Source organism: Paenibacillus sepulcri, from assembly GCF_042647105.1.
In the GTDB taxonomy this organism is placed as follows: Bacteria; Bacillota; Bacilli; order Paenibacillales; family Paenibacillaceae; genus Paenibacillus_Z; species Paenibacillus_Z sepulcri.
The window spans coordinates 641,484-667,626 of record NZ_JBHRUP010000001.1 but is presented as its reverse complement, the minus strand read 5'-3'; the positions used below and the strand labels follow the sequence as shown (position 1 = coordinate 667,626).

At 53.7% G+C, this 26,143-nt stretch carries 17 protein-coding genes; 13 read left to right on the top strand and 4 right to left on the bottom strand.

Annotation, left to right across the window (positions count from 1 at the left end):
* Positions 1-13: 13 nt before the first annotated feature.
* The 12 genes from ACFOLF_RS02940 (at position 14) to ACFOLF_RS02885 (ending at position 22,823) form a co-directional block, all read left to right on the top strand.
* Complete coding sequence (locus tag ACFOLF_RS02940) at positions 14-2,722, top strand: DUF5696 domain-containing protein (RefSeq protein ID WP_210039896.1); 2,709 nt, start codon at positions 14-16, stop codon at positions 2,720-2,722.
* Positions 2,715-3,608 carry a carbohydrate ABC transporter permease gene (locus ACFOLF_RS02935; RefSeq protein WP_210039897.1) on the top strand — a complete coding sequence of 298 codons (894 nt, stop codon included), beginning with the start codon at positions 2,715-2,717 and terminating at the stop codon, positions 3,606-3,608. The genes ACFOLF_RS02940 and ACFOLF_RS02935 overlap by 8 nt, the downstream gene beginning before the upstream one ends.
* Positions 3,609-3,880: 272 nt before the next feature.
* Positions 3,881-4,834, top strand: coding sequence for a carbohydrate ABC transporter permease (locus ACFOLF_RS02930; protein ID WP_210039898.1), 954 nt, complete (start codon positions 3,881-3,883; stop codon positions 4,832-4,834).
* A gap of 27 nt (positions 4,835-4,861) precedes the next feature.
* Positions 4,862-5,890 (top strand): family 20 glycosylhydrolase, encoded by a 1,029-nt coding sequence (locus ACFOLF_RS02925; RefSeq protein ID WP_210039899.1) that lies wholly within the window; start codon positions 4,862-4,864, stop codon positions 5,888-5,890.
* A gap of 130 nt (positions 5,891-6,020) precedes the next feature.
* A complete protein-coding gene (locus tag ACFOLF_RS02920; RefSeq protein WP_379113325.1) occupies positions 6,021-8,819 on the top strand; it encodes an alpha-mannosidase in 2,799 nt (932 codons plus the stop codon).
* 451 nt (positions 8,820-9,270) lie between these two features.
* A complete protein-coding gene (locus tag ACFOLF_RS02915) occupies positions 9,271-10,794 on the top strand; it encodes a HEAT repeat domain-containing protein (RefSeq protein WP_210039901.1) in 1,524 nt (507 codons plus the stop codon).
* A 1,145-nt stretch (positions 10,795-11,939) separates the two neighbouring features.
* Complete coding sequence (locus ACFOLF_RS02910) at positions 11,940-18,023, top strand: glycosyl hydrolase family 28-related protein (protein ID WP_210039902.1); 6,084 nt, start codon at positions 11,940-11,942, stop codon at positions 18,021-18,023.
* Positions 18,024-18,203: 180 nt separating this feature from the next.
* Positions 18,204-19,427: an enolase C-terminal domain-like protein gene (locus tag ACFOLF_RS02905; RefSeq protein WP_210039903.1), complete on the top strand. Its 1,224-nt coding sequence runs from the start codon at positions 18,204-18,206 to the stop codon at positions 19,425-19,427.
* Between the two features lie 24 nt (positions 19,428-19,451).
* Complete coding sequence (locus ACFOLF_RS02900) at positions 19,452-20,294, top strand: NAD-dependent epimerase/dehydratase family protein (RefSeq protein WP_379113327.1); 843 nt, start codon at positions 19,452-19,454, stop codon at positions 20,292-20,294.
* 330 nt (positions 20,295-20,624) lie between these two features.
* Positions 20,625-21,590, top strand: a complete 966-nt coding sequence (locus tag ACFOLF_RS02895) for an ABC transporter permease subunit (protein WP_210040015.1) — start codon at positions 20,625-20,627, stop codon at positions 21,588-21,590.
* Positions 21,591-21,616: 26 nt separating this feature from the next.
* Positions 21,617-22,501, top strand: coding sequence for a carbohydrate ABC transporter permease (locus tag ACFOLF_RS02890; RefSeq protein ID WP_210039904.1), 885 nt, complete (start codon positions 21,617-21,619; stop codon positions 22,499-22,501).
* Between the two features lie 145 nt (positions 22,502-22,646).
* Positions 22,647-22,823, top strand: coding sequence for a hypothetical protein (locus tag ACFOLF_RS02885; RefSeq protein WP_210039905.1), 177 nt, complete (start codon positions 22,647-22,649; stop codon positions 22,821-22,823).
* A 249-nt stretch (positions 22,824-23,072) separates the two neighbouring features.
* Here the strand turns inward: ACFOLF_RS02885 and ACFOLF_RS02880 are convergent, their stop codons facing one another.
* The 4 genes from ACFOLF_RS02880 to ACFOLF_RS02865 all read right to left on the bottom strand — a co-directional run bounded on the left by ACFOLF_RS02880 (position 23,073) and on the right by ACFOLF_RS02865 (position 24,108).
* On the bottom strand, positions 23,073-23,294 hold the full coding sequence (locus ACFOLF_RS02880) for a DUF2905 domain-containing protein (protein ID WP_210039906.1): 222 nt from the start codon (positions 23,292-23,294) through the stop codon (positions 23,073-23,075).
* 162 nt (positions 23,295-23,456) lie between these two features.
* On the bottom strand, positions 23,457-23,624 hold the full coding sequence (locus tag ACFOLF_RS02875) for a hypothetical protein (RefSeq protein WP_210039907.1): 168 nt from the start codon (positions 23,622-23,624) through the stop codon (positions 23,457-23,459).
* Between the two features lies 1 nt (position 23,625).
* Positions 23,626-23,781, bottom strand: a complete 156-nt coding sequence (locus ACFOLF_RS02870; RefSeq protein WP_210040029.1) for a hypothetical protein — start codon at positions 23,779-23,781, stop codon at positions 23,626-23,628.
* Between the two features lie 195 nt (positions 23,782-23,976).
* Positions 23,977-24,108: a sporulation protein YjcZ gene (locus ACFOLF_RS02865; RefSeq protein WP_210039908.1), complete on the bottom strand. Its 132-nt coding sequence runs from the start codon at positions 24,106-24,108 to the stop codon at positions 23,977-23,979.
* Between the two features lie 250 nt (positions 24,109-24,358).
* On the opposite strand from ACFOLF_RS02865, the gene ACFOLF_RS02860 reads away from it, so the two are divergent.
* Positions 24,359-26,113, top strand: a complete 1,755-nt coding sequence (locus tag ACFOLF_RS02860) for a Rieske (2Fe-2S) protein (RefSeq protein WP_379113331.1) — start codon at positions 24,359-24,361, stop codon at positions 26,111-26,113.
* The last annotated feature ends 30 nt before the right edge of the window (positions 26,114-26,143 follow it).

Genomic DNA, 26,143 nt, shown 5'->3' with positions numbered 1-26,143 from the left:
GGAGGGATGGCCCTTGGCTGTCAAGAAGAAAAAGATCGCCGTTTTCCTGTGTGCGGCGCTTCTGATAAGCGGCATGGGCTCCTTGAGCTACAGCGAACAGGGAGCTCAAGTGGGCAGCTCCGGAACCGGGCTCTCTTCGGGGAAGGGCGAAGGGACGGAGCAGCAGCAAACCGGGGCAGGTGCGCATACCGGAGTGATGGAGCTGACCGATACGACGGGACAGCCTGAATTTCAAGGTCAGACGGATAACAAGAGGCAGCTTGATACAAAAGGACAAACCGCAGCGCTTTCCGCGAACACATCCCAGGAAGCTCGCACGCTCACCGCCAACACGCCGCAGGAAATCCAGGCGCTCGGTGCGATGGAGAAGGTTGCGGAAAATGAGTCGCTCCAGCTCTACGTAAACCGCGAAACGGCGGAAACCGCCGTGAAGGATTTGCGGGACGGTTATATCTGGTTCTCTAATCCACAGGGCAGAGCAGACGATCCCAAGGCTTCGCCCTTGTATAAATCCGAGCTGTCCGCACAGGTGCTGGTTACCTACTACAACGAGAAAGGGCAGGTCAATGCGTTCAACAGCTATGATGACAGCGTAGCGAAGGGGCAATTTGAAATTTCGGCCATGGACAATGGGCTCAAGGTGGTATACCGGATCGGCAATATTGCCAAAAGCTATGCCAACATTCCCAAAGTCATCGGCAAGGAGCGGTTTCAGACGCAGATCCTCGATCAGATTGCCGATGAGGAAACACGCAAGGATGTCGCGTTCAAATTCAGTCTGGATGAGCAAAAGCAGATCTACACGGTCCGCAAGCTTCAGGATTATGTCGCGGAAGAGCTCTCCGCTTTGCTTGAGGCGGCAGGCTACACAGCCGATGACGCCGCTGAAGACAATAAGGCCAATGGAGCCGGTGAAGCGGCCGCCGCCGCAAATGCGGAGTTCACCGTGCCGGTTGAATATACGCTTGACGGCGGGAATCTGATCGTTAGCGTGCCGGCCCGGGAGCTGGTCTACAATAAAGCCTATCCCCTGGCAACGGTGCAGGTGCTTAAATACTTCGGCGCTGCGGGTACGGACAAATCCGGTTATCTGTTTGTACCTGACGGCTCGGGAGCCTTGATCCATCTGAACAGCGGCAAGCAGAACGCGGAGCCCTACAGCCTGCCCGTATACGGCAATGACGGCACCTACGATGTGCGGGAGAGGATTCAATCCAATGAAATCACCCGCCTTCCGGTATTCGGTATGAAACAAAATGATCATGCGCTCCTTGGCATTATTGAGGACGGCGATGCACTGGCCAGCGTGACGGCGGACGTGAGCGGGCGCAATGATTCCTATAACGCGGTCAGCGGCAAGTTTCAAGTCGTGGCGATGGATTTCTACACCTTGACCTCGGGCACCAAAACAAGCTCCGTCCCCATGTTCCAGAACAAAATCTATGGGGGCAGCCTGCAGCTCCGGTACTCCTTTCTATCCGGAGCATCCGCCGATTATGTCGGAATGGCCGGACAGTACCGGGCATATCTGGCGGAGAAATATCAATTGAAGCCGCTGGCGGAAGCTGCAGATGCGCCATTTATCCTGGAGCTTGCCGGAGCGTTCCGCAAAAGCAAATCATTCCTCGGCATTCCCTATCAAGCTGCGGAATCCTTGACCAGCTTCAGCGAGGCGCGGACCCTGCTCGAGAAGCTGAGGGCTGCCGGGGTCAAGCAGATCGATCTGCGTTATGTCGGCTGGTTTAACGGCGGCATCAACCATTCTTCCCCGTCCAGGATCAGCATTGCCGGAGCATTGGGCGGCAGAGGCGGATTCCGGGATTTGGCCAATTATGTGAAGCAGAATGGAATCGGCTTTTATCCGGATGTGGCTTTCATGGAGAAATACAAGGGTGCATCAGGCTCGGCAACCTTCCTGGACCGGAGCAAAGCGGCTATTTATCAATACGATCCGGTTATGTATGTCAAGAATACGGCGAGGTTCTCCCACTACATCCTGTCGCCGGCGGCGCTGCCGAAGCAGGTGGACGGTTTTCTGCGTGACTTTGCGGATATCGGGAACAGGGGCTTGTCCCTGCGGGATATGGGCAATGAAGTCAATTCGGACTTTGATCCAGGCAGGTCCGTTAACCGTCAGGACGCGCTCGCGGTCATTGCCGGTCAGACGGATAAGCTGAAGAAACAGGCAGGCCCGCTGATGATAAGCGGCGGCAGCGCCTACAGCCTGCCTTATGCCGATATCATTGTGAACGCGCCGGTCCGGAGCAGCCGCATGAATATTACCGATGAGGATATTCCGTTCTATCAGATAGCCCTGCATGGCTATTTTGATTTGGCAGGCTCTCCTTACAATATGGATGAGCTGCAGAATCCCCGTTTGTCGATGCTTAAAGCGCTGGAGACCGGCTCCAATGTCTTCTATCAGTGGACGTACAGCGATTCAGCCAAGGTAAAGGATACGGATTTCAACAGCTTGTATGCGCTGAGCTACGAAAGCTGGTTTGAAGAAGCGGTCGGGCTGTATGACGAAGTCAATCCGGTGCTTGCCAAAGTGCGCAATCAACCGATTGTGAAGCACAGCAAACCGGCGCCGGGCGTCGTTCGGACAACGTTCGGGAACGGAATAACCATCACAATCAACTACAATAATACGGCGGCAGCGGTGAACGGCTTGCAAATCGGGGCCTTAAGCTACCGGGTAGGCGGTGAGCAGAATGTTTAGGAAGCCATTGACCTTAACGCAGAAAAAAGCCTGGTACGGGGTTCTGTTCGCATCCCCGCTCATGCTGGGAATGGTGCTGCTGTTTATTTTGCCCTTGATCGAATCCTTCCGTTTCAGCTTAAGCTCCATTCGTCTGGTTGAAGGCGGCTTTGCGGTCGATTACGAAGGCTTCTCGAATTACGGCAATCTGTTTACGACCAATCCGGAGTTTCCCCGGAGGCTGACGGAATCCATTACGAATATGGTCGTCAATGTGCCGATTATCATTATCTTCAGTTTGTTTGCCGCTGTGCTGCTCAACCAGAAATTCAGAGGCCGCGCCGTTGCCAGGGCGATCTTCTTCCTGCCTGTGATCCTGGCCTCTGCCGCAATCGCCAACCTGGATATCAGCAGCTTTGTCGGCGGCTCGGCTCCCGCTGGCGGCGGAGAGAGCGAAGGCAGCCTGATGCAGAGCTTCGAGCTAAAAAAAATGCTGATCGAATCGGGCCTTGCTCCCGTGTTCGTCAACTACATTACCGGTGCGGTGGACCGGATATATGAAATTATCAGCTCATCCGGCGTGCAGATTCTGATTTTTCTGGCGGGTCTGCAGTCGATTTCGCCATCCCTGTATGAATCCTCCAGGATCGAAGGGGCGACAGGCTACGAAATATTCTGGAAAATTACGTTTCCGATGATGACGCCGCTGATTTTGACCAATTTGGTGTATTCCATCATTGATTCGTTCAATCACAATACCATCAACTCGCTGATTTCGGAGACGGCCTTCAAGTCATTCGAATTCGGCCAAAGCGCGGCCATGTCATGGGTGTACTTCCTGGTGGTTGCCGTGATTCTGGGCGTGTCCACAAGCATCATATCGAGGAAAGTGTTTTATTATGACTAGCAAGAAGAAACGGCTGTTGCCGTCCTTTGGCGGCGAAGCAAGTTTCTTCAATCAGGCCTTATAGAAATGGATAAAGGTGAAACTTATACATTCTATAAGGTTAAGAAGAAACGGCTTTACCGACCTCTGGCGGGCAAGTTGGTTTCTTCCCTCAAAAATATAAGCAAAGTATGGAGAAATTTTATACTTTCTTATATTTTGCATCAAAAGGGCATTCCGCCCGCTCTGAAATTTTCTTAAACCGGCATGATTACCGAAGGGAGGAAACGTCAATGAAATCGCCTGCCGCTTATGCGGAGCTGCTGAGTACCAAATTTAATCCGCTGGAGAAGATCAAGCAATGGCTGTGGATCATCGTCCGGACCGTGCTGGTTGTCGGGTTTTGCTTTATTATCCTGTTCCCGCTGTTCCTTCGTCTCTCGGTCGCCTTCCGCAGCAAGGTGGACATTTATGACCCCACGGTGCTGTGGATTCCCCGGAACTTCACTCTGGATAATATCAAGATTGCCATGGAAGCGACCAACTATTTCTCTACGCTCCTGAACACGTTTCTGATTTCCTCGGGTACGACGCTGATTCAGCTGGCGACCTGCGCGCTGGCGGCTTACGCGTTTGCCAGGCTGAAATTCAAAGGCAGCGGACTGCTCTTCGGACTGGTCGTGTTCACCATTGTCGTTCCGCCGCAAACGATCATGATTCCGCTATATCTGACCTATCGTTATTTTGATTTATTCGGTCTGGTCGGACTGTTCTCCGGCAGGGAGAGTCTGAACCTGATCGATACGTTCTGGCCGTTTCTGATTTCCTCCGCGACCGGAATGGGATTGAAGAACGGACTGTATATATTTATTTTCCGGCAATTTTTCCGGGGGATTCCCAAGGAGATTGAAGAAGCGGCGCTGGTCGACGGAGCGGGGATCTTCAAGACCTTCTACCGCATCATGCTCCCGAACGCCCTGCCCGCGATAGTGACGGTGCTGCTGTTCTCCTTCGTGTGGCAGTGGAATGACAGCTATTATGTCTCCTTGTTCTTCAGCAAAGTGAAGGTGCTGTCGACCCAGCTCATGGATATGGGCTCGGTGCTGGGCAGGGAACCGGATCTGGTCTATCAGTCGATGCTGCTCAATACCGGCGTTCTTCTATTGACAGCGCCCCTGATTATTATGTATTTCTTCGTTCAAAGGTACTTCGTCGAGGGTGTGGAGCGTACAGGGCTTGTCGGTTAGCAATCAGCTTCGAGGAGGGTAACAACCATGAATAATGAATGGAGTCTGCGCGGTTTTCATATGCGTTTCGGATCGCATGAGGATGTGGACAATTTAAAAAGAGTCATTGAGGAAGCGCTGGCGCCCATGGGCGTCAATGTGCTGATTCTGGAAGTGAATACAAATTTTCAATTCAGCACTCATCCGGAGGTATCCGGCGGTACGCTGACCCGACAGGATGCGCGGGAATTATCGGCGCTGTGCAAAAGCTGGGGAATCCGCCTGATTCCCCTGCTGGATTGTCTGGGCCACCAGGGATGGGGCGGCGGAAGGAATTCGCTGCTGCGCGCTTATCCCGAATTTGACGAAACGCCGCATGTTCCAGCCGACGCCAAATGGCCGGAATTTTATTGTCCGAGCTGGTGTCCGTCGCATCCCGACGTGAACGCGCTCGTTTTCGACCTGATGGATGAACTGATTGATGCGTTCGAGGCGGATGCGCTTCATGTGGGCATGGATGAGGTGTTCACCATTGCCGACGAAGGATGTCCACGCTGCCGCGGCAGGAACAAAGCGGAGCTGTTCGCGAAAGCTGCGAATGATTATTACGGCCATGTGGTCGGCAAACGCCAGGTGCAGATGCTGATGTGGGCCGATCGCCTGATCGACGCGCATGGTCTGGGATATGACCAGTGGGAGGGGGATATTCACGGTATATGGCCGGCAGTGGACTGTATCCCCAAGGATATCGTGCTGTGCGACTGGCATTACGACAAGCTGGATGCTTACCCGTCGGTGGGTCATCTATTGGATAAAGGCTTTACGGTATGGCCCTCCTGCTGGAAAACGCCGGAAGCGGCGCTTGAATTTTTCCGCCAGTCCGTGCAGCAGGCCCAGGAGCGCGGCGCGCTGGACCGGATGCCGGGCATGCTCGTGACCGGCTGGAACGCCACCGGAGCCAAGCTGGTATCGGCTCTCTTCGGCGAAGGCGATCTGGGGGAGGATAAAGGGGATATTGCCGGCATTGCTGCCACGTTGAGGACGGTGATGAACCGTCTGCAGGAAGATCCGCAGTGACAGGCGGAGCCCACGGCGGGGCGGCATTGTCTGCTGCAGTCATGTACTAAACCGTGGAGTCGGCCGCTGTCAGCGTGTTTACTATCTGTACTATACATCGAACCTACATCCGAGAATGGAGAAGAAGCTATTGACCTCATCCACAACGGTGCATATTATTTCACATACCCACTGGGACCGCGAATGGTATTTGCCATATGAGAAGCATCACGTCCGGCTTATCAAGCTGATGGATACGCTTCTGGAAACTCTGGAGCAGGATCCCGGCTTCAGGAGCTTCCATCTCGATGGCCAAACGATCATCCTGGAGGATTATTTGCAGATCCGCCCGGAGAAAAGGCCGCTTCTGGAGCGGATGATCCGTGAAGGGCGGATACATATCGGTCCCTGGTACATTCTGCAGGACGAGTTTCTGACAAGCAGCGAAGCCAATGTGCGCAATTTGCTCTACGGCCATCAGGATGCGCGTCTATATGGCGCTATTTCCAAAGTCGGCTATTTTCCGGATTCGTTCGGCAATATGGGGCAGGCTCCGCAGCTGCTGCAGCAGGCCGGAATCACGAATGCGGTTTTCGGCCGCGGCGTCAAGCCGACAGGCTTCAATAATCAGGTGTCTGATTCGCAGGAGTATGAATCCCCATTCTCGGAAATGATCTGGGAAGCGCCGGACGGCTCGCGGGTGCTCGGCATCCTGTTCGCCAACTGGTACAGCAACGGGAATGAAATCCCGAAGGACCGCGAGGCAGCCCGGGACTATTGGAGCCGCAAGCTTGAGGAAGTAGCCAAATATGCCTCAACGCCGCATTGGCTGATGATGAACGGCTGCGACCACCAGCCCGTCCAGCGCGATGCTGCAGAGGCCATCAAGACAGCCTCGGAGCTGTATCCGCAGCTGAACTTCGTCCATTCGAATTTCGACGATTACATCAAGGCTTTGCAGGCATCGCTGCCTGAGCGGTTATCCGTCGTCAAGGGAGAGCTGCGTAGCCAGCATACGGACGGCTGGTCCACGCTGGTCAATACCGCGTCCTCCCGGATCTACCTGAAGCAGTTGAATCAGCAGGGCCAGGCGCTGCTGGAGAAAGCCGCCGAGCCGTTGGCGGTCTTCGCCCACATCGCCGGGGCAGCCTATCCGCATCATCTGTTTACACATGCCTGGAAAACCTTGATGCAGAACCATCCCCATGACAGTATTTGCGGCTGCAGCGTGGATGAGGTGCATGCGGAGATGGTCGCCCGCTTTGCCCGAAGCAGGCATCTGGTGGAAGCGATTATTGAAGATAGCCTTGCCTCGCTGACCGGCAGCATCGATACCAGCGGCTTCGCCGCGGTTGAAGCGGAGGAGGTGTATCCGCTTGTCATCGTCAATACTTCCGGTTGGAAGCGCAGCGGCGTGATTACAGCCGATATTGAACTGCAGCGCATCTATTTCAGTGAAGGAATGGGCTTTCGTGATATGAAGCAAGCCTTGAAGGCAATCGACATGCCGGGGCTGCGGATGATTGATTCACTGGGCGGCGAGATCAGCGGCGATATTACGGATCTTGGCTTGCGTTTCGGTTACGAACTGCCGGAGGACCGGTTCCGTCAGCCTTATTTTGCGAGATCCGTACAGGTCCGGTTCGAGTTGGAGAACGTTCCGGCACTTGGGCACGCGACGTATGCGCTGCTGCGCGATCACCGGCCGGTTGAAACGCAGGAAGCTCTCGGCTCCATGATCACCGGCGGCACCACGATGGAGAATAACAACCTTGCGGTGACCATTGAAGCAGATGGCTCCTTAACAATCACCGACAAACGGACGGGAGTTCGGCTGCCGGGATTGTGCGTTTATGAGAATACCGGAGATATCGGCAATGAATACATGTACCGCCAGCCAAACCATGACCAGCCGATTACCACCCGAGGAACGCATGCGGATATCCGGGTACTTGAAGATACGCCGTATCATGCGGCCTTCGAGATCAGGCACCTGATGATGATTCCCAGATCGGCGGATTCTCTACTGGAGCAGGAGCGGCGGGAGCTTGTCTGGTTCACGGGCAGGAGGTCCGGCCGATCGCCTGCGCTGATTCCTTTTGAGATTACTACCCGTGTATCGCTTGACCGCAGCGCCTGCGGAGTGAAGGTAGACAGCTCGTTCAATAATCAGGCGCATGACCACCGTCTGCGGGTGTTGTTCGAGACCGGGTTCCGTGCCGAAAGGCATATGGCGGATTCCATCTTCGAGGTGGCGGAGCGCAATAATGCGCCTTCTGCCCAGTGGTCCAACCCCAGCAACTGCCAGCATCAGCAGGCTTTCGTTACGCTGAAGGGGGACTCCGAGGGCTTGACCATAGCCAATCTGGGTCTGAACGAATATGAAATCCTGCAGGATGAAAAAGGCACCATTGCCGTCACGCTGCTGCGTGCCGTGGGCGAGCTTGGGGATTGGGGTTATTTCCCGACGCCGGAAGCCCAGTGCCTTGGCGGGCATAAAACGAGCCTGGAAATCATTCCATTCCCGGTCATGGAAGCATCCTCCAGGGAGGATGACCTGCTGTGTCACGGCTCAGCCGCCTCTATGAAGGAAGCCTATCAATTCCAGGTGCCCTTGCTGGTGAAGCAGACGGGCATTCATGCCGGGAAGCTGCCGGCGGAGCATTCCTTTCTGCCGTGGCAGGGGGATATGCTGTCTTTTTCCACTCTGAAGGTATCGGAGCAGACCGGCGATGTAATTGCGCGCTGGTACAATCTTTCGAAGCGGCCGCAGGTTTTGACTGCTGCTCCTTCATTCGGAGGCAAGACGGACAACGCTGCCAATGAAGCGCCAATCCCGGACTGCTGGCGGAGCGGCATCATGGAAGAGCGTATGGAGCGGGCGGATTTGAATCATATCCCGGTCCGGGGGGCGGAGATTGTTACCCTCAGTCTGAGGCTTCACGAATAGCAGATGATCAAGCAGAAGGAGATGGCTCAAAGCTATTTTCTGGCTTTCTGACGCACATGATAGGAGTTTTCTTATAATAAGACGTCTCCGCCTCCACCTGCAAAGTGGTGCTGGAGGCGTCTTTCCGTATATGAGCTATCTCCGCACAATCACAGAGCCGCAATCAATTCCGGCCTGGCTGCATGGATGAGGGGGTTAGCTTCTCTCGCTGATGCCCTTATGGAACAGTATCTCGCTTGTTCCTTGATGGCATTGGCAAGACAATGGGTTGGTGAATGCAGCGGGGAAATCTTATATTCAAAAGGAAGCGGGCAGCCTCTCTAATCTAAGTATTGTGCAAATGCATCATAGTAACGTTCATATTATGTTATTTGTCTCCGCTGTATAATGAGGACATCGTTCCCGGCAAGGCGAGAAGGGAACCAACTTTAATGATAAGCGAGGGTGACCAATGGAACAGAAAGCGCTTCAACTATTAAACGACGAGCAGATGAAAACATTTATCTCACAGGGCTTCTTGATCCTCAAAACCGATTTCTCCGACGAATTTCATTCGCGTTTGTTGGGCCAGCTGGATTATGTTTACGAGAAGGAAGGCAATCCCGGCAATAATTTGCTTCCGCGCATCAGAGAGCTGCAGGTTGTTTTTGACAGTCCGGTGATCAAAGGCGCATTGACCAGTGTTCTGGGAGCGAACTATATGATGCACACGCACCGTTACGGCCATTTGAACAAAAATCCGGTTCCCGGCAACTGGCATAAAGACAGCTATTGGGGTTATAAAAGACTGCGCAATCACAAGCCTTGGTGGGCCATGATTATGTATTTCCCGCAGGATACGCCGCTTGAGCTGGGGCCGACAGGCGTCATGCCGGGCACGCAGTATCACGAGAGCCGGATTTTTGAGAATGACGATAACGAGTGGGAAGGCAAAGCAAGCGGTAGCGCCGGCACCTTTGCCCTGATTCATTACGATATCTGGCATCGCTCCAACGCCAATATGATGGGACAACAGCGTTATATGCTGAAGTTCGAGTTTATGCGCACGGAGGCTCCCACTGCTCCTACCTGGGATTGTGCGGATACGGAGTGGCATGCGCCTGCTGAATTTGATATTCCAATGGACCGGCATGATCTGCTGTGGGAAAACAACTGGAACTGGCTGGCCGGTAAAGGCGGTTACCTGTCAGGGCGCAAGAGCGACAGCTCGAGTGCGGATCTGAATGAGCTTGAGAAGCAGCTTGGGAATGAGGACCGGCGCGTCAGAGCGGAAGCCGCAAACCAGCTGGGTCTACATGCGGATGAGGATGCCGGCCGCGTTCGCCGGCTGCTGGAAGCCGCTCTGCAGGACAGCTATGAACCTGTCCGCCTGAATGCTGCTTACGGTCTTGCTGCAGATGGCACAGCCGGAACAGCGATTCTGCTTGATGCTATTAGGAACGAGGACAAGAAGATTGCCGAAGCGGCTGCTTATGCGCTGAGCGCATCGGGGCCGTCGGCAGCGGAAGGTTTGATTGGTCTGCTGGACGACGGGAAGGAGCTGACCGTGAATCTTGCGGCTTTTGCGCTGGGTGAGCTGGGCGTCTCCGGAGATCAGGCAGCGGAAGGGGTCATCGGCTTGACGAAAAATGACTCTGCCGTTATCCGCCGCACAGCCGTTGAGGTACTGGGCAATCTGTCAGTGACAGAGAAGAGCGGGGCGGTTACCGCCGCATTGATTGAGGCGCTTGGCGACGAGGATCACCAGGTCCGGTTCTGGGCCGGATTATCGCTCGCCAAGAAAGGGCCGCAGGCGGAGCCGGCTATTCCGCAGCTGGTTCATGCCCTTGACGACGACAGCCGGTATGTGCGCGGCCATGCGGCAGAAGCGCTGCGGCGCATCGGAACGCCGGAAGCGACGGATGTCCTGCTCGATTATTTGCTCGCCACTCGCTGGTGCGCCATCTCTTCCCCGCAAAACGAGTGGTACCCGTAACAACAATCATGACTGTCCGCTGTCGTACGCCATAGATCGCGCACACGCGACAAATGGCCGGTATACCACTGATATGAATAACCGGTTTTCGGAAAGGCTGTCAAGAGCGATGTTCTTGGCAGCCTTTTCCTTGTATCTTGCGATATGTTCCTTCCATATGAAAATTCCACCTGTATGCTGTGTTGAAATTTTGAGGCCGCTACTTCAAACGATTAGAGTTTGATCTTCTCCTGGTTCCGGAAAACGAAGACCGAACGAAGACCAAGTGAAGACCAAACGAAGACCAAACGAAGACCAAACGAAGACCAAACGAAGACCAAACGAAGACCAAACGAAGACCAAACGAGACCAAACGATGAACAAACTTATCAATTATTTGCCTGCTGTGTATCGGTTGCGATTGCTTGTGAAAGGCAGTATACACTTTAAGATTTTTATGTTGGCTCTCAATGACAGCTTTCATCCAGCAATAGAAATGGCGGTTTAGGGCCGCTTCTTTCCCAAGCGCTTTGTTATCAAGCTGCTTTTGATTAGTGGATGCGCCCATACGCTACAACCGTTGGCTCCAGCAAGGAAAAACCTTCGTACGCACGATGCAGCCGGGGGTTCCGGTGCTGTAAACAGTAAAAACCTTGCTGCACTATAACTTCGGCTCGTGCCGAGGCCCAAAAGCGGCTCCAGCAAGGAAAAACCTTCGTACGCACGATGCAGCCGTGGGCTACGGCCCTGTAAACAGTAAAAACCTTGCTGCACTACTGGCCCTTCACTGATTCCTCTTTGTTAACCAGGCTAAATGCCGGATCGTCTGCTTCGCACATGTTCTCCTTTCGAATATAGTCTGCTTCATCTCACATACCAATCAGACAGGGTGTTATACATGGTATCACGCGGCATGAATGTAACCAAGTGTTACTGTGTATCCGCTCATTATGGACGGGTGGAAGCTGCAAGAACCCGGAATCCTTGGCAGGTCGATTATGTAATGCAGGTACAGGAGAGGCCCTATCGTTCTTTTTTACTCCAGATATCCGCTCCATAACGTAACAAAGCCAAGAACGGACTGCATAGTTTAGGAACGTCTTATGTTTACGCTTTCAGACAATCCTTATAATGGAAGGGAGTTGAAAACGAAGGAGGAAGATGAGATGACAAACAGCTTCAGACGCATGGCCCGGCTGTCTGCGAAGACGATGCTGGCGCGAATTCTTATTCTGCTGATGATAGCGGGCGGAATCCCCGTCCAGTCAGCAGTGCATGCGGATGCTCCGCCTGACCATGCGGGTATAACGCTCGGGGAAACAGTGACGGAGAGCGGAATTCATGCCTGGGCCGGCGACAATCCGGATGGCCTGCGGACAGGTACCGTCACCGGAATCACCTATTGGCAGACCGACAAGCTGGCAGCAGCGCCGGGCACTCATTATTTTTACATGGATGTGGACGATACATATTTGCATGATACTAACGATCAAAACGTCCAGGTAACGGTGGAATATTTTGACGAAGGCAGCGGCAAGATGGTTCTGCAATACGATGCGGAATCCGCAGCCTTCAAGGATGCGCCGCTGTTTACGTACACGGATACCAAGACATGGAAGACGCATACGTTTGATCTGACGGACGCCAGGTTCGCCAACCGGACCAACGGTGCCGATTTCCGGCTGGGCATTGAGGGAGGCGGAGCCTCCGCCAGCACCAATGCGGATCTGAAGGTAGCCTCCGTCAATGTGACCAAGACTCCCAAAAACCCGCCTGAGCCAGACAATAGCGTTGGGATAACGCTTGGCGAGGTGCCTGTAACAAACGGCATAACGGCAAATGCGGGCGATTACCCGGAAGGGCTGCAAACGGGAGAATTAGCGGGAAAAGGCTACTGGAAAACGAATAAGGCCGCGCCTAGTCCCGGCACTCTGTTTTTCTACATGAATGTCTCGGATGAGTATCTCTTTGACAATCAGGATCAGAATGTTTTTGTGACGATTGAATATTTGGATAAAGGCAACGGCAGCATCGTGCTGCAGTATGATGCGCTTTCGGCGGCTTTCAAGGACGCGCCGCTGTTCACGTACACGGATACCAATCAATGGAAGAGCTATACGGTCAAATTAAGCGATGCCAAATTCGCCAATCGGGCAAACGGCGCCGATTTCCGCATCGGCGTGGAGGGTGCGGGAACCGTGCCCGGCAATCCGGATCTGTCCATTGCTTCGGTAAAGGTAACCAAGGAGCCGCGGGTGAGCGTGGGAAGCCAGACCAAGGTCATCGATACCCAATACGATACGAAGGATATTGTAATCGCGAATTATGAGGTGACGGACTACGGAGCAAAGGGTGACGGCGTGACCGATGACACGGCAGCCTTCGAAAGCGCGCTTGACGCGGCCCGCAATGACGGAGGCGGAGTTGTTTTTGTCCCGGCCGGCCATTACAAAATCACGGGAAATCTGCTTGTGCCGACAGGGGTTACTCTGCGCGGGGATTGGGCTAATCCCGATTCTTCCGATGGAGTGGAAGGAACCGTTCTGGACGCATACAGCGGGCGAGGCGAAGAGAATGGAAGAAGCTTCATCCAGCTTGAGCAGTCCAGCGGGGTTACGAACCTGTCCATCTGGTATCCGGAGCAGGCGGCGGGCGAGATCACGCCTTACCCGTGGACCATTGAGCAGTTGACCGGCGATAATGCGACGGTGGAGAATGTTACGCTGGTCAATTCCTATAACGGGATCAAAATCGGTCCGGTCTGGAATGAGCTGCATTATATCCATAATCTGTACGGAACGACACTGAAAACCGGTATTTTCCTGGATTACACGACCGATATCGGCCGTCTGGAGGGGATCAGGCTGTCGCCTGATTACTGGTCCAATTCCGGGCTGGCCGGCGCTCCTGCGAGACCGGAGCTGCTTGCCTACATGACAACGCATGCCGAAGGCATCGTGATGGGCAGATCGGATTGGGAGTATATGTCCGATGTTCATATTTCCGGTTATCAGACCGGCATGCGGATTACGACCCGAACCGGCTCCCTGGAGACGGCAAATGCACAGCTGTACGGCATTCATATCGATTCCTGCAACGTGGCGCTCAAGATTGAAGGCGTCAACGATTACGGGCTGCTGATCTCAAACAGCGAGTTTCTGGCCGATGCCGGCGACAACCCCATGTCCATTTACGCCACATCGGGCTTCCATTCCATCGTCCAGTTCAATACGGTGACGGTGGGCGGCAATCCCCGCAATGCTGTAGTTAATGAAGGAACAGGCGTGATTTCCTTCGAGAACAGTACCATTGCGAACTGGGATCATGCAGGAGGCGCGTATGCGATTAAAGCGGATGCTGGATCGGTCATATTGGGTCAAACCGGATTTGGCCTGCCTGATCACCATCTGTCCTTAGGCAAAAGCGTGGAAAAGGTGAATACCCTTAATTCCGGTTACGAAGGCGAGCTGGATATTAAGGATGACAGCGATGCAGCCGATTTGAATGTGCATCAGAATGGGAACATTCAGCTGAAAACCATGCCGGCTGATATTCAGACGGATATTGCAGTACAGCCGAAACCGGCGGCAAGCGCGCTCTTCGACGTGACCGCTGCGCCCTATAATGCCGACAAGCAGGGGATGGCCGATGTATCCGCAGCGGTGAAGCAGGCGTTAGCCGATGCGGCGGGCACGGGTGGAACGGTTTATTTTCCGGCCGGAACTTACCGGATTAATGAAGCCCTTACTGTTCCAAGCGGCGTTGAGCTTCGCGGATCCTGGGATGTACCTCATCATACGATCGGTGGAGGCAGCGTTATTTTCACCAATTATGGCGAAAACGCCCCGGACGGGGATGCTTTCATTACTCTTGAGAGCAGCAGCGGTATCAGAGGAATCTCGGTCTATTACGACGAGCAGGACTGGAGCAGCGTCAAGCCTTACGCCTGGACGATTCGGGGCAAAGGCCACGACGTATATGCGATCAACACAACGCTTGTGAATCCTTATCAGGGCATTGATTTCGGCAGCTACGACACAAGCGGACATTATATCGATTACGTTGCCGGTTCGCCGCTGAAGGAAGGCATTTACCTAGGCGGCGGGGCGAGCGGCGGAATCATGCGGAATGTGCAGTTTAATCCCCATTATTACTCCAGAAGCACCTATCCCAACCATGTGCCGGGAGAGCAGCAGGACGTGGTCTGGAATTACCAGAAGGAGAATCTGGATGCTTTCCGTATCGGTCATACAGAGGGGGAGACGATTTTCAATACCTTCGTTTACGGCTCCCAGTACGGCATTCATTTTGTGGCGCAGGATGGGGTCGGCCCCGAGGCTGTTGTTCTTGGTCATGGCACCGATGGAAGCAAGAAGGGTGTATTTGTGGAGGCGGCGGGAGACAGCGGCTTGACATTCATCAATACCGAGCTGGTGTCCATGAGCACATCGGATAAGGTCTATATCACGGTTGATGAAGGATTTGACTCCGAGGCCACTTTCTTCAATACATCGATGTGGGGCGACACGACCCGCTCCGTCGACGCGCTCTCGGGAAAAGTGAATCTGCAGCAGAGCAATTTCACCGTTTCCGGCGCAAGGGGCGTCAATGCCCTGGGCGGAGAAATCACATTATACGATTCGTACTTTCAACAGGCGGGATCGACGCATATCTATGCCGGTCCTGACATTGTGGCGCTCCGTGAAGGCGCGAACCTGTTCCAGGGCGGAATCAAGCTGGAGGATCATTCAGGCGGAAAGGTCAGCGGAACGGATCTGACGCCTGTGGCGCTGGAATTATCCAAAAAGGCGGTTGACCCGGCTCATCCGGAAGAGTGGAACCACACGCTTACCCTCCGCAATGTCTCCCAGCTGGAGCCGATGAAAGGCAGGATTGAGCTGATGGAGCCCGTGCAAATTGCAAGTAAGTGGGTTCCGGTCCGTTTCGAAGGCGTTGGATATGGCGAGAGCCTGACTTTCAAGCTTCCCTTCCTCGCCAGTGATAACGCCAAATTCAAAATAACCCTAGATGATGGCATGTCCTACGTCGTGACAGCCGGAGTGGGTCAATCGCTTGCCTACCCGCTTGCTGACGGCGGCGGGGATGCGGGAACGCTTCCGGCTGTCGATATCGACAGAGCCAATCAATATATCAGCTTGGGCGGCAGCTGGAACGGGGTGGATGATCTCAGCGCGCATGCCGAGCTGCAATGGGATGAATCCAACCTGTATATGAAAATACGTGTCCGTGACGACAGTCAGTATCAGAACTGGACGGGTGTTGATATCTGGCAGGGCGACAGTATCCAGGTGGGGATCGACCTGTCCAGACAGGATGGTACAGCAAGCCAAAACGTGAACGAACTGGGTTTTGCGCTCCACAATGATGGAACCGTAACGAAATGGCGCTGGAGAGCCCCATCCGGTGTGGACACGGGAGATTTGGACGATGCCGAAGCGGCCATTACACGCGAGGACGGAACAACCGTTTATGACATCAAGATTCCGTTTGCAGCGCTGCATTCGCCTGATTATGTATTTACCCCGGGCGCTCCTATCGGAATCTCGCTGCTGATGAACGAGAATGACGGCGAGGGCAGAAACGCCTTTATGGAATACAACCAGGGAATAGGCTCAAGCAAGGATGCGACGCTGTTCGGCGACTTGTATCTGTTGAGCGGCAGCTATTGGGCTATCGCAGAAGCAGCTGCGGAAGCTGCGGTGGAAGAAGTCCGCCAGTACCCGGATGTTACCCATCTGGATGCCGCGGCGAACTTTGTGAACCCGCTGCCCGAAGGAGAGGTTAAAACCCGATTGAAATCGGTGCTTGAGGAGCTTGGCGCGGGGATAAATCCAGACCCGGGGACAGATCCGGGGACAGACCCGGGCACAGATCCGGGAACAGACCCAGGGACTGATCCAGGAACCGATCCAGGTACAGATCCGGGAACCGATCCAGGAACAGATCCGGGAACCGATCCAGGAACGGATCCGGATACCAACCCGTATCCATCATCGCCCCAATATCCGGCGAGTGCAGCCCAGCCTGTCGTTGAGCTCGATGATCAGGGAGCAGTCATCATCACGGCGGATACGGTGATGGACTTGGCAGGGGGCATCGCCAAGGCAGCGCTAACGCAGGAGGTATTCGACAAGGCTTTGGAGCTTGCGACAGCGGATCAGGACGGCATCAAGCGGCTTCAATTGAAGCTGACGGATGAAGCGGATGTCAAGGGCTATGCTGTGGAGCTGCCGGTTGATCTGCTGCGGGCAGACGCCTTAAGCATACACCTGATTATCTCGACTGCCCTGGGAACCTTGGAGCTTCCCGGCACCATGCTTGATGGCGCCCTGCTCGATGCCGCAGACCGTACCATTGTGATTTATCTGGAGAAGGCGGATGTGACCGCGTTAAGCAGCGATCTTCAAGCCCGCATCGGGTCCCATCCGCTGCTGAGCATTCATCTGGAGGTTGACGGTAAGCCGCTAGCCTGGAGCAGTGCGGATACGGCTGTAACCGTGTCAATTCCTTATGAGCCGACTTCGGAAGAAAGGAATGATACCGACAAGCTTGTTATATGGTATATCAATGGGCAGGGTGAAGCCGAGCCGGTCCAGAATGGTCATTTTGACAGCAAGAATAGTCAGATGGTATTCAAAACCGGACATTTCAGTACTTATGCCGTCGCGTACGTTCAGAAAAGCTTTAAGGATCTGTCCCGTTATCCATGGGCGAAGCAGGAGATTGAAGCGCTTGCAGCGAAGGGGATAGTGGAAGGGATATCGGCTGATCGTTATTCCCCGGGTCTCTCCATCACGAGAGCAGATTTCCTCGTTCTTCTGACCCAATCACTTGAGCTTACCGCTGCGGAGCCTGGCAGCTTCGCCGATGTGAAGCCGGATGCCTATTATTATGAGGCAGTGGGCATTGGCAAAGCGCTGGGGATTACGCTTGGTTCCGGCAGCGGCCGCTTCGAGCCGCTGAAGCCGATTACCCGGGAAGACGCGATGGTTCTGTTGAACCGGGCGCTGGCCTTTAGCGAGTTGAAGCTGGCGGCCGGCAAGGCAGCGGATTTGACCGGTTATAAGGATGCAGGCGCAGCAGCAGCGTATTCACGGGAAAGCATATCCGCCTTAGTGAAGGCGGGCATCGTGGAAGGCAGCGGCGGCCTCCTTCATCCGAAGGCCAATCTGAACCGCGCCGAAGCGGCTGTGCTTTTCTACCGGATCTATTCTTTGATCAATCCGTAAAGCATCACGGAAAGAAGCAGGCACAACGAAAAGAAGACAGTATAAGAAGAACAGCTTCCGCCGTCTTCAGGCGGCGGGAGCTGCTTCTCTCTTCAGAACTTATAGAATTCTGCAGATGTGAGCCAATACGAATATACGAATTTTATAAGTTTAAAAAGTCTGGAAACGGAGGAAGCGCAAGTGGCAAAAATCACACAAGTGAAATGTATCCGCACCCGGCATGACGGAAGCTGGACGATTGTCAAGGTATTGACCGATCAGGAAGGGTTATACGGGATTGGATCGGCAAGCGACATGTACAATCCCGAGGCTGTTGTACAGATCGTCGAGCAGCTGCTCGGGCCATTGCTCGTCGGCCGGGATGCTTCCCGGATCGAGGATATCTGGCAGACCATGTATACAAGCGGGTACTGGAGAAACGGCAGCACCCTGCAAACTGCGATTGGCGGCATCGATATGGCGCTGTGGGACATTAAAGGGAAAGAAGCCGGACTCCCGGTCTATCAACTGCTCGGCGGCGCCTGCAGGGCTGCCGTCCCGTGTTATGGCCACGCAGGCGGATCCGATCTGCAGCAGCTGAAGGATGAGGTTCACCGCTATCTGGAGGAAGGCTATTCGGTTGTCCGATGCCAGCTTGGCTCCTATGGGGGCGGAGGATTCGTGGATGGGGAGGGGGTGCGTCGTCCGGAGCAGCCCTGGAGCAGCGGCCCTGTTTTTGACGAAGCCGCTTACCTGAATGCGATTCCGCAAATGTTCGAGCAGCTGCGTCTCACCTTCGGTATGGGCGTTCAATTTACACATGATGTGCACGAGCATCTGCATCCGATCGCAGCGATACAGCTGTCCAAGCGCCTGGAGCCTTATCAGTTGTTCTTCCTTGAGGATGTGCTGCCGCCCGAGCAGATCGGCTGGTACCGCCAGCTCAGGCAGCAAAGCTCGACGCCGCAGGCAGTCGGAGAGCTGTTCAGCAATCCGCAGGAATGGACGGAGCTCGTCAAGGAGCGCCTGATTGATTTTATCCGCGTGCGGGTATCCAAGGCCGGGGGAATCAGCGCCTGCCGGAAGATCGCTGCATTATGCGAGACCTTCGGCGTCCGGACAGCCTGGCAGGAAGGCGGAGAGAACGATCCGGTCAATCAGGCCGCAGCCGTCCATCTGGATATGGCGGTATGGAACTTTGGCATACAGGAAATCAATCATTTTAAAGAAGCGGAGCGCGAAGCCTTCCCCGGGCTGATTGAAAGAAGAGGCGGGTTCCTCTATCAATCGGGCAAGCCCGGACTGGGCATTGATATCGATGAAGAGAAGGCGGCCCGCCTGCTTCAGGATGATTGGAGCAGGACGGCCTATCATAAGCCTTACAAGCTGGACCGAAAAGCAGATGGTACACTGGTACGCCCATAATTCAGCATAGGAGTGATCGGAATAATGAATGTTGCTGTAACGGGAGCAAGCGGAAAACTGGGGCACGCGGTTGTGGAACATCTGCTCAGAGAAGGTCATCAGGTGACCGCACTGGATGAGCGTCGTTCCGACAAGCTGCGCTGCAAGCAGATCAGAGTGGATTTGAAGGATTTGGGGCAGGTGATCGGAGGGATGTCCGGCACGGATGCGCTTATCCATCTGGCAGCCATTCCTGCTCCGGTCAGTTATACGCATGAGTATATTTTTTCCAATAACGTTATTTCAACCTATAACGTGCTGGAGGCGGCATCCGTGCTTGGGATCAGAAAAGCGGTTATTGGCTCCAGTGAATCCTCCTATGGTTTTGCTTGGGCACCATCGCCCTTTGATCCGCGCTACGTGCCGGTGGACGAGAGCCACCCCCAGCTTCCGCAGGAATGCTACGGTTTGTCCAAGGTTGTGAATGAACAGACCGGAGACATGTTTAATCGCAGGAACGGAATGCAGGTACTGTCGCTCCGGTTCTCGACGATCATAAGACCGGAGGAATACAGGGCGATGGAAGCGAGTATCCGCACTCCCGAGCGGCATAAACGGACTCTGTGGAGCTATATCGACATCCGCGACGCCGCCGCGGCATGCCTGGCCTCCCTCCAGGCAGAAAACTGCGGCTCGGCATCGCTCAATATTACCGCCCCGGATACGCTGAGTGACTGGGAAACAGCGCGACTGTTAGCCGAGTTTTATCCCGGGGTTGAAATCCGGGGCAAGCGGTTCGAGGCAAGGGAAGCACTGGTCAGCAACGAGCAGGCATGCCGCATGTTGAACTGGCGTGCCGAGCATTCCTGGACGGAAATTGAGGAATAACGGGTTTTAACCCTGTAAGTGTTTAGCGATATAAACAACGCTTGTAGCTGTCCCATCCTTGTGGTGGGGCAGTTTTTTTGTTTGCCCTGCAGATTTTATAAGTTTCACTCCTATCGGCCGCCAAAGGACGGCGACAAACAGTGACAAGCGGTAGACGCGCTTGCAGCACCTGCGAATATCGAAAGAAGGTTCTGAATGCGCAGCCGCTCTTCTTTTCCCCGCCTTTCGGAACAAGCCAAATCTGAACCACAAAGTTTAATTCTGACTCATGGTCCCCTTTTTCCCGATTCGTTATCATTAAAGTAACAAGAGACAGGAGATGAAGAAATGATGAACCCCCTAACCAAGCAGGCAGGCAGCCCGCTCAGAAAAAAAAGCGCGGGGCTGATCAGGGATTTGATAAACAACCGCGCTCTGCTGCTCATGTTCCTGCCCGTTGCCGTCCTGCTGTTCCTGTTTAACTATTTGCCGCTGGCTGGGCTTGTCATCGCCTTCAAAAATTTTGATTTCAGCAAGGGGATATTCGGGAGCGACTGGGCGAGCCCCTTGTTTAATAACTTCGATTATCTGTTTTCTTCCTCGGCGGCCTACCGGGCGATCCGCAATACGATTTTGCTCAACGCGCTGTTTATTGCGGTCGGCCTCGTGTTCGAGATCGGACTTGCGCTGCTGCTGAATGAAGTGCGCAACAAATATTTTAAGCGGGTTACGCAATCGCTCACCTTCCTGCCTTTCTTCATTTCGTGGATCGTGGTCGGGGTGTTCGTATACAATCTGCTCAACTATGAGAGCGGGGCCGTCAACCGGATTATTGAATCGCTGGGATTCACTCCTATTGATTTTTACAGCGAAGCGGGATTATGGCCCTTTATTCTAACCATGACGCTGCGCTGGAAGGTGACCGGCTATGGAACGATTATTTATTTGGCAGCGCTGTCGGGCATCGACAATTCCTATTACGAAGCCGCATCCATCGATGGCGCATCGCGCTGGCAGCAGACCCGCTACATCAGCATTCCGATGCTGAAGCCGACGGTGATTATCCTGACCCTGCTTGCTGTCGGGCGGATCATGAACGCCGATTTCGGGATGTTCTATGCCATGATTGGCGATGCGTCGCTGCTCTTTCCGACAACGGATGTCATAGATACACTGGTTTACCGCAGCCTGAGAAAATCCGGAGATATCGGCATGGCGTCCGCGGCAGGCTTCGTTCAATCGGTGGTGGCTTTTGTACTCGTAATCGGAAGCAACTATGCGGCGCGAAGAGTAGATAAGGATTCAGCCATTTTCTAAATGAACGATAGAGGAGGCAACAAGCCGTGCACAGCAAAAGCTTTTCCTTCAGTCAGGCTTTTATTATTCTCGTTATCTCGTTATTCAGCCTTTCCTGCCTGCTGCCGTTCATCATGGTGATCAGCGGCTCGCTCAGCACGGAGAATGATATAGTCAATTACGGCTACGCGCTGATACCCCGGCATATCACATTTGACTCCTACAAGATCCTGCTTCTCGGCTCCAACCGGATCGTGGACGCATACGGAATCAGCCTGCTCGTAACCGCGGCCGGAACACTGCTGTCCCTGCTTGTGACCAGTATGGGCGGTTATGTGATGGCAAGGCGATCGTTCAAATACCGCAATATTTTATCCGTCTATGTCATTATCACGATGCTCTTCAATGGCGGGCTCGTACCCTGGTACATTATCTGTGTCAACTATTTGCATCTGAAGGATACGCTGTGGGCGATGATACTTCCGCCGCTCGCCAATGCGTTCAATATGTTTCTGATCCGCAATTTTCTGCTCTCCATTCCGGAGGATATCTATGAATCGGCCAAAATGGACGGAGCCGGCGAATTCCGGATCTTCTTCCGGCTGATTGCGCCGCTTGCCAAACCGGTTCTGGCGACGGTCGGATTATTCATGGCCCTGAGCTACTGGAATGACTGGTTTCTCGGTCTCATGTTTGTCGACAAGCAGGAATTGCAGCCCCTGCAGCTGCTCCTGCGGACGCTGGTCTCGAATGTGGAGTTCCTCAAAAGCTCCAGCAATGCGATGGATATGCAGCGGATTTCCGCTCAGATTCCTTCGGAGTCCATCAAGATGGCGCTTACCGTTGTTACGATTGGACCAATCATATTCCTTTATCCATTCCTGCAAAGATATTTCGTGAAGGGCTTGATGGTCGGAGCGGTCAAAGGCTGACAGTCAGGTTGAAAAGCATCCACTGACTAACTTTAATATAAACAAACGAGACTGTATGGAAATCTAGCCAAAGTCATAATTCCCTGTCAATTAACGCATAATAATGGTTGGGGAATTCCCTGGAATGTTGAGGGAGGTGACAACTATGACATCAAGCCGTAATCATCAAGAGGCTCATGGTATCGGGCAAATTGAAGAGCAATTGAAGCAGCAGGCAGATGCGGCGAAAGCCATTCAAGGTGAAAATGAAAGTGATCGTGAAATTGCCGAGATATTGAGGCGTGATACACAATCATCACTGGATGAGATCATCGATAAGTAAACACGGAGAGAATGTACCTGTTAAGCTCATGTGAAGCAGGTTAATTTAATGCCTGGAGGCTGCCGAGTGGCAGCCTTCTTTATTTATATGCCTCGTTGCTTTGCAATTTTTGAATAGTTCCGAAGGCTTTTGACGTTCCCAACTTCCTTCGCGACAATAGTGCTCTTCCTCTGCACTAACTATAATAGGAATACCGAGGAGCGGAGTATAAAGAATGAATGCGGACGGTTGACCCGAGAAGGAGATGATCTACTTCGTGAACCAGCGAACGAGGTATGAAATTAAAGTGAGAGCGACGCTGATCACGATGCAGGTAACAATCGGGAAGTAAAATTTGAAATTTCCTTTCTCGACAGCGATGTCACCCGGCAATCGGCCCAGGTTAATAAACCTGCCTAGAAAAGCCCATATCAAGCCAATCCCGATTATGACAACACCGGCAACGATGAGAAACTTGGAAACGCTGTTCATGAAGAAGTCTCCTATCCTGAAAATCTTGCGCATGAAGCCGGTCTATCCCGGACTCAAATCCTCTGGATCAAACCGGCAGCAGCTCTAATTCCAAACAGGTTCGTTTATGTACTGCTCCTCCTTGGTAATTGCAAACGACCTGACAAACGAAGGTTATATGCTTTAAGTTTTTGTTCGGTACTTTAGATGCAATACAGCGCCGGCAACGGTAGCGATGATGCCGACGATCGCGAGGATCGACACGACAGCCCGGTTTGTATCTGTTGTCCAAAGAATTCCTGCGACAATGACGAGGAACAACCCGACAAAGAAGAGGACGGAATTGTTCATATCAATCCTCTGGAGTCCGATCGAGATAGAGGCGTGTCACTTCTGTATAGTCGCCTCGCTCCCGTTCTTCTTCGGTCGGTTCCTCTTCAAGGGAGTTATGAGTATCCATCTCAGGCGCGACAGTCGGTTCATGTTCTTCTTTTTTTTCTTTAGGCAAAATGATCACTCCATTCGCGGGATTAAAGCTAGTATGGAAAACTTTATGGAACATTATCCAAATTCAAATCAGCAGTGTGCGGCCGGGAAGCAAAATGATTTGCCGGGGAAACGGCAAAAGACCCGCAGAGCGGGTCTATTAGGGAGGTTAACAAGTACGGAACGTGTTCAGTGAATTACGTCCCATAGGGATTAATTAGTAACCGAATCCGCCAAATCCGCAACTGCAAGCGATAATGACCAGCAAGATAAAGAGTACGAGGATAATTCCGATTCCTCTGCCTGCACCGCCGTAGCCAACTCCGCCGACTTCGCCTTCACAACCCATTCCAAAGCACCTCCTTATGTTTGGGGTACTTTGTAAGTGTATGCTGAACCGCTCCGCCGTGACTGGGTGTTTGTTACGGAATGGCGTTGGCCCATGTATCCTTGGTCCGGCAAGTGTTCAAAGTGGTTCCGTCTGAGATGTTCTGTACTCATTTGGCGGGGAGCCGCGTCTTTTTCATGGCTGTGAACCGTTCATCACTGCTATAATAAGATGCAAGCTTATTATACGGGCCGAAAGGGGTTTGTTCCTAATGAGTATGGCAAACGTGACGGAAGATTGGCTATTCGCCGGAACACTGGAAGCGCTTCAACAGGAAAAAGCTAAAGTCATTAAAGGCGGCATCGCCGTATTTTATCATGAAGATCAGGTATACGCAGTGGATAACCGCTGTCCCCATCTGGGATTTCCCTTGCATGTGGGAAGCCTGTGCGACGGTATCCTGACCTGCCACTGGCATCATGCCAGATTTGATGTGTGCAGTGGAGGGACGTTTGATCCATGGGCGGATGATGTTCCCTCGCATGAAGTGAAAGTAGGGGAGGACGGCGTTTGGGTGCATTCGCGCTCGCGGGGCGTCCGGGATAAGGAAAAGCAGCTGGAGCGGTTGAAGAGCGGGCTGGAGCAAAATATCGGCATTGTCATCGCCAAAGCGATTGTCGGCCTGCTGGAATCAGGCGTGCCGGCGGATGAAATCGCCCGGACGGGCATTGAATACGGTACCCGTCTTAGCGGCGGCTGGAATTCGGGACTTACGATTCTGACTGCGATGACGCGCATCCTGCCAAAGCTGGATGGGATGGGCAAGCTGCTGGCGTTGTACCAGGGGCTGCATCATGTGGCCCGAAGCAGCAGCGGCAGAGCGGAGCATCATCTTCTGGGCAGGCTGCCGGGCGATGAGGTTCCCCATGAGAGGCTGACCGCATGGTACCGCAGCTGCATGGAAGTAAGGGATACGCAGGGAGCTGAGCGGATTTTGCTGACTGCCGTCGGCAGAGGGGCTTCGGATGAAGAGCTTGCGGACATGATGCTCACAGCGGTCACTGACCACTTTTATCTCGATGGCGGCCATACCCTGGATTTTCATAATAAAGCATTCGAATCGCTAAGTCTGGTCAATCCCGAGACGAGAATGCAGGTGCTGGCTTCGCTGGTCCCTCTCATGGGCAGCCCCACGCGAAGCGAAGAGCTGCATCAATGGCAGGCGCCGGTCAATCTGGTTGAGCCGCTTCGGGAAGCGTTCAGCCAGCTGAGTGTCCATACCGGAGGCGAGAAAACCTATCAGCCGTTTAGAATGGAAGAGGAAGAAATTCTGGTTGCCGCACTGCTCGGCGATCAGCCGCTTCATACCATTAATATGATGCTTCAATTCATCAAAGAGGGGAAAGACCCTCTTCACCTGGCGCAGCTGGTCGAGCTTGCAGCGGCGGAGCGGATTGTGCGCTTTCATACGCAAAATGATTTTGGCGATTGGATTGCGGTATTGCATACCTTCACACATGCGCATGCGGTGTATGAAATGATCTCCCGCAGCCGTCAGCCGCTGCTCCTGAGGGCGGTCTTTTATGGAGCAATCAGCGTTTACCTGGACCGCTTTCTCAATGTTCCCGCTGCTGCAAGGCCGAAGCCCGCACCCGGCGGCAAGCTCCCGGAACTGGATGAGCTGCTGCAGCTCATGGACCAGAGGCAGCAGGTGAACGAGGCCGCCGGATGGGTGATCCGTTATTTGCGGGCCGGAGGCGATCCCGCCGCGCTGATGAACACGCTTGGTCATGGGCTATTGAGAGAGGATGCGGAATTTCACTCTTTTCAGCTGTATGAAGCGGCTATGACCGCCTACGGCAAATGGAGCGGACGTAATGATCTTTTTGCCGAGCGCGCGAAGGAAACGCTGCTGCTCGCAGCTGTGCGTTACTTGGCCGCCCACGCGCCGACTGCGAGGGAAACGCCGCATACGGCGCGGATAGCCTGGCGGCTGCATAGGGGAGAGAAGCTTTTCGAGGAATAGGGCATGCCCCTTCTGGCGTCGGAAGTTTTT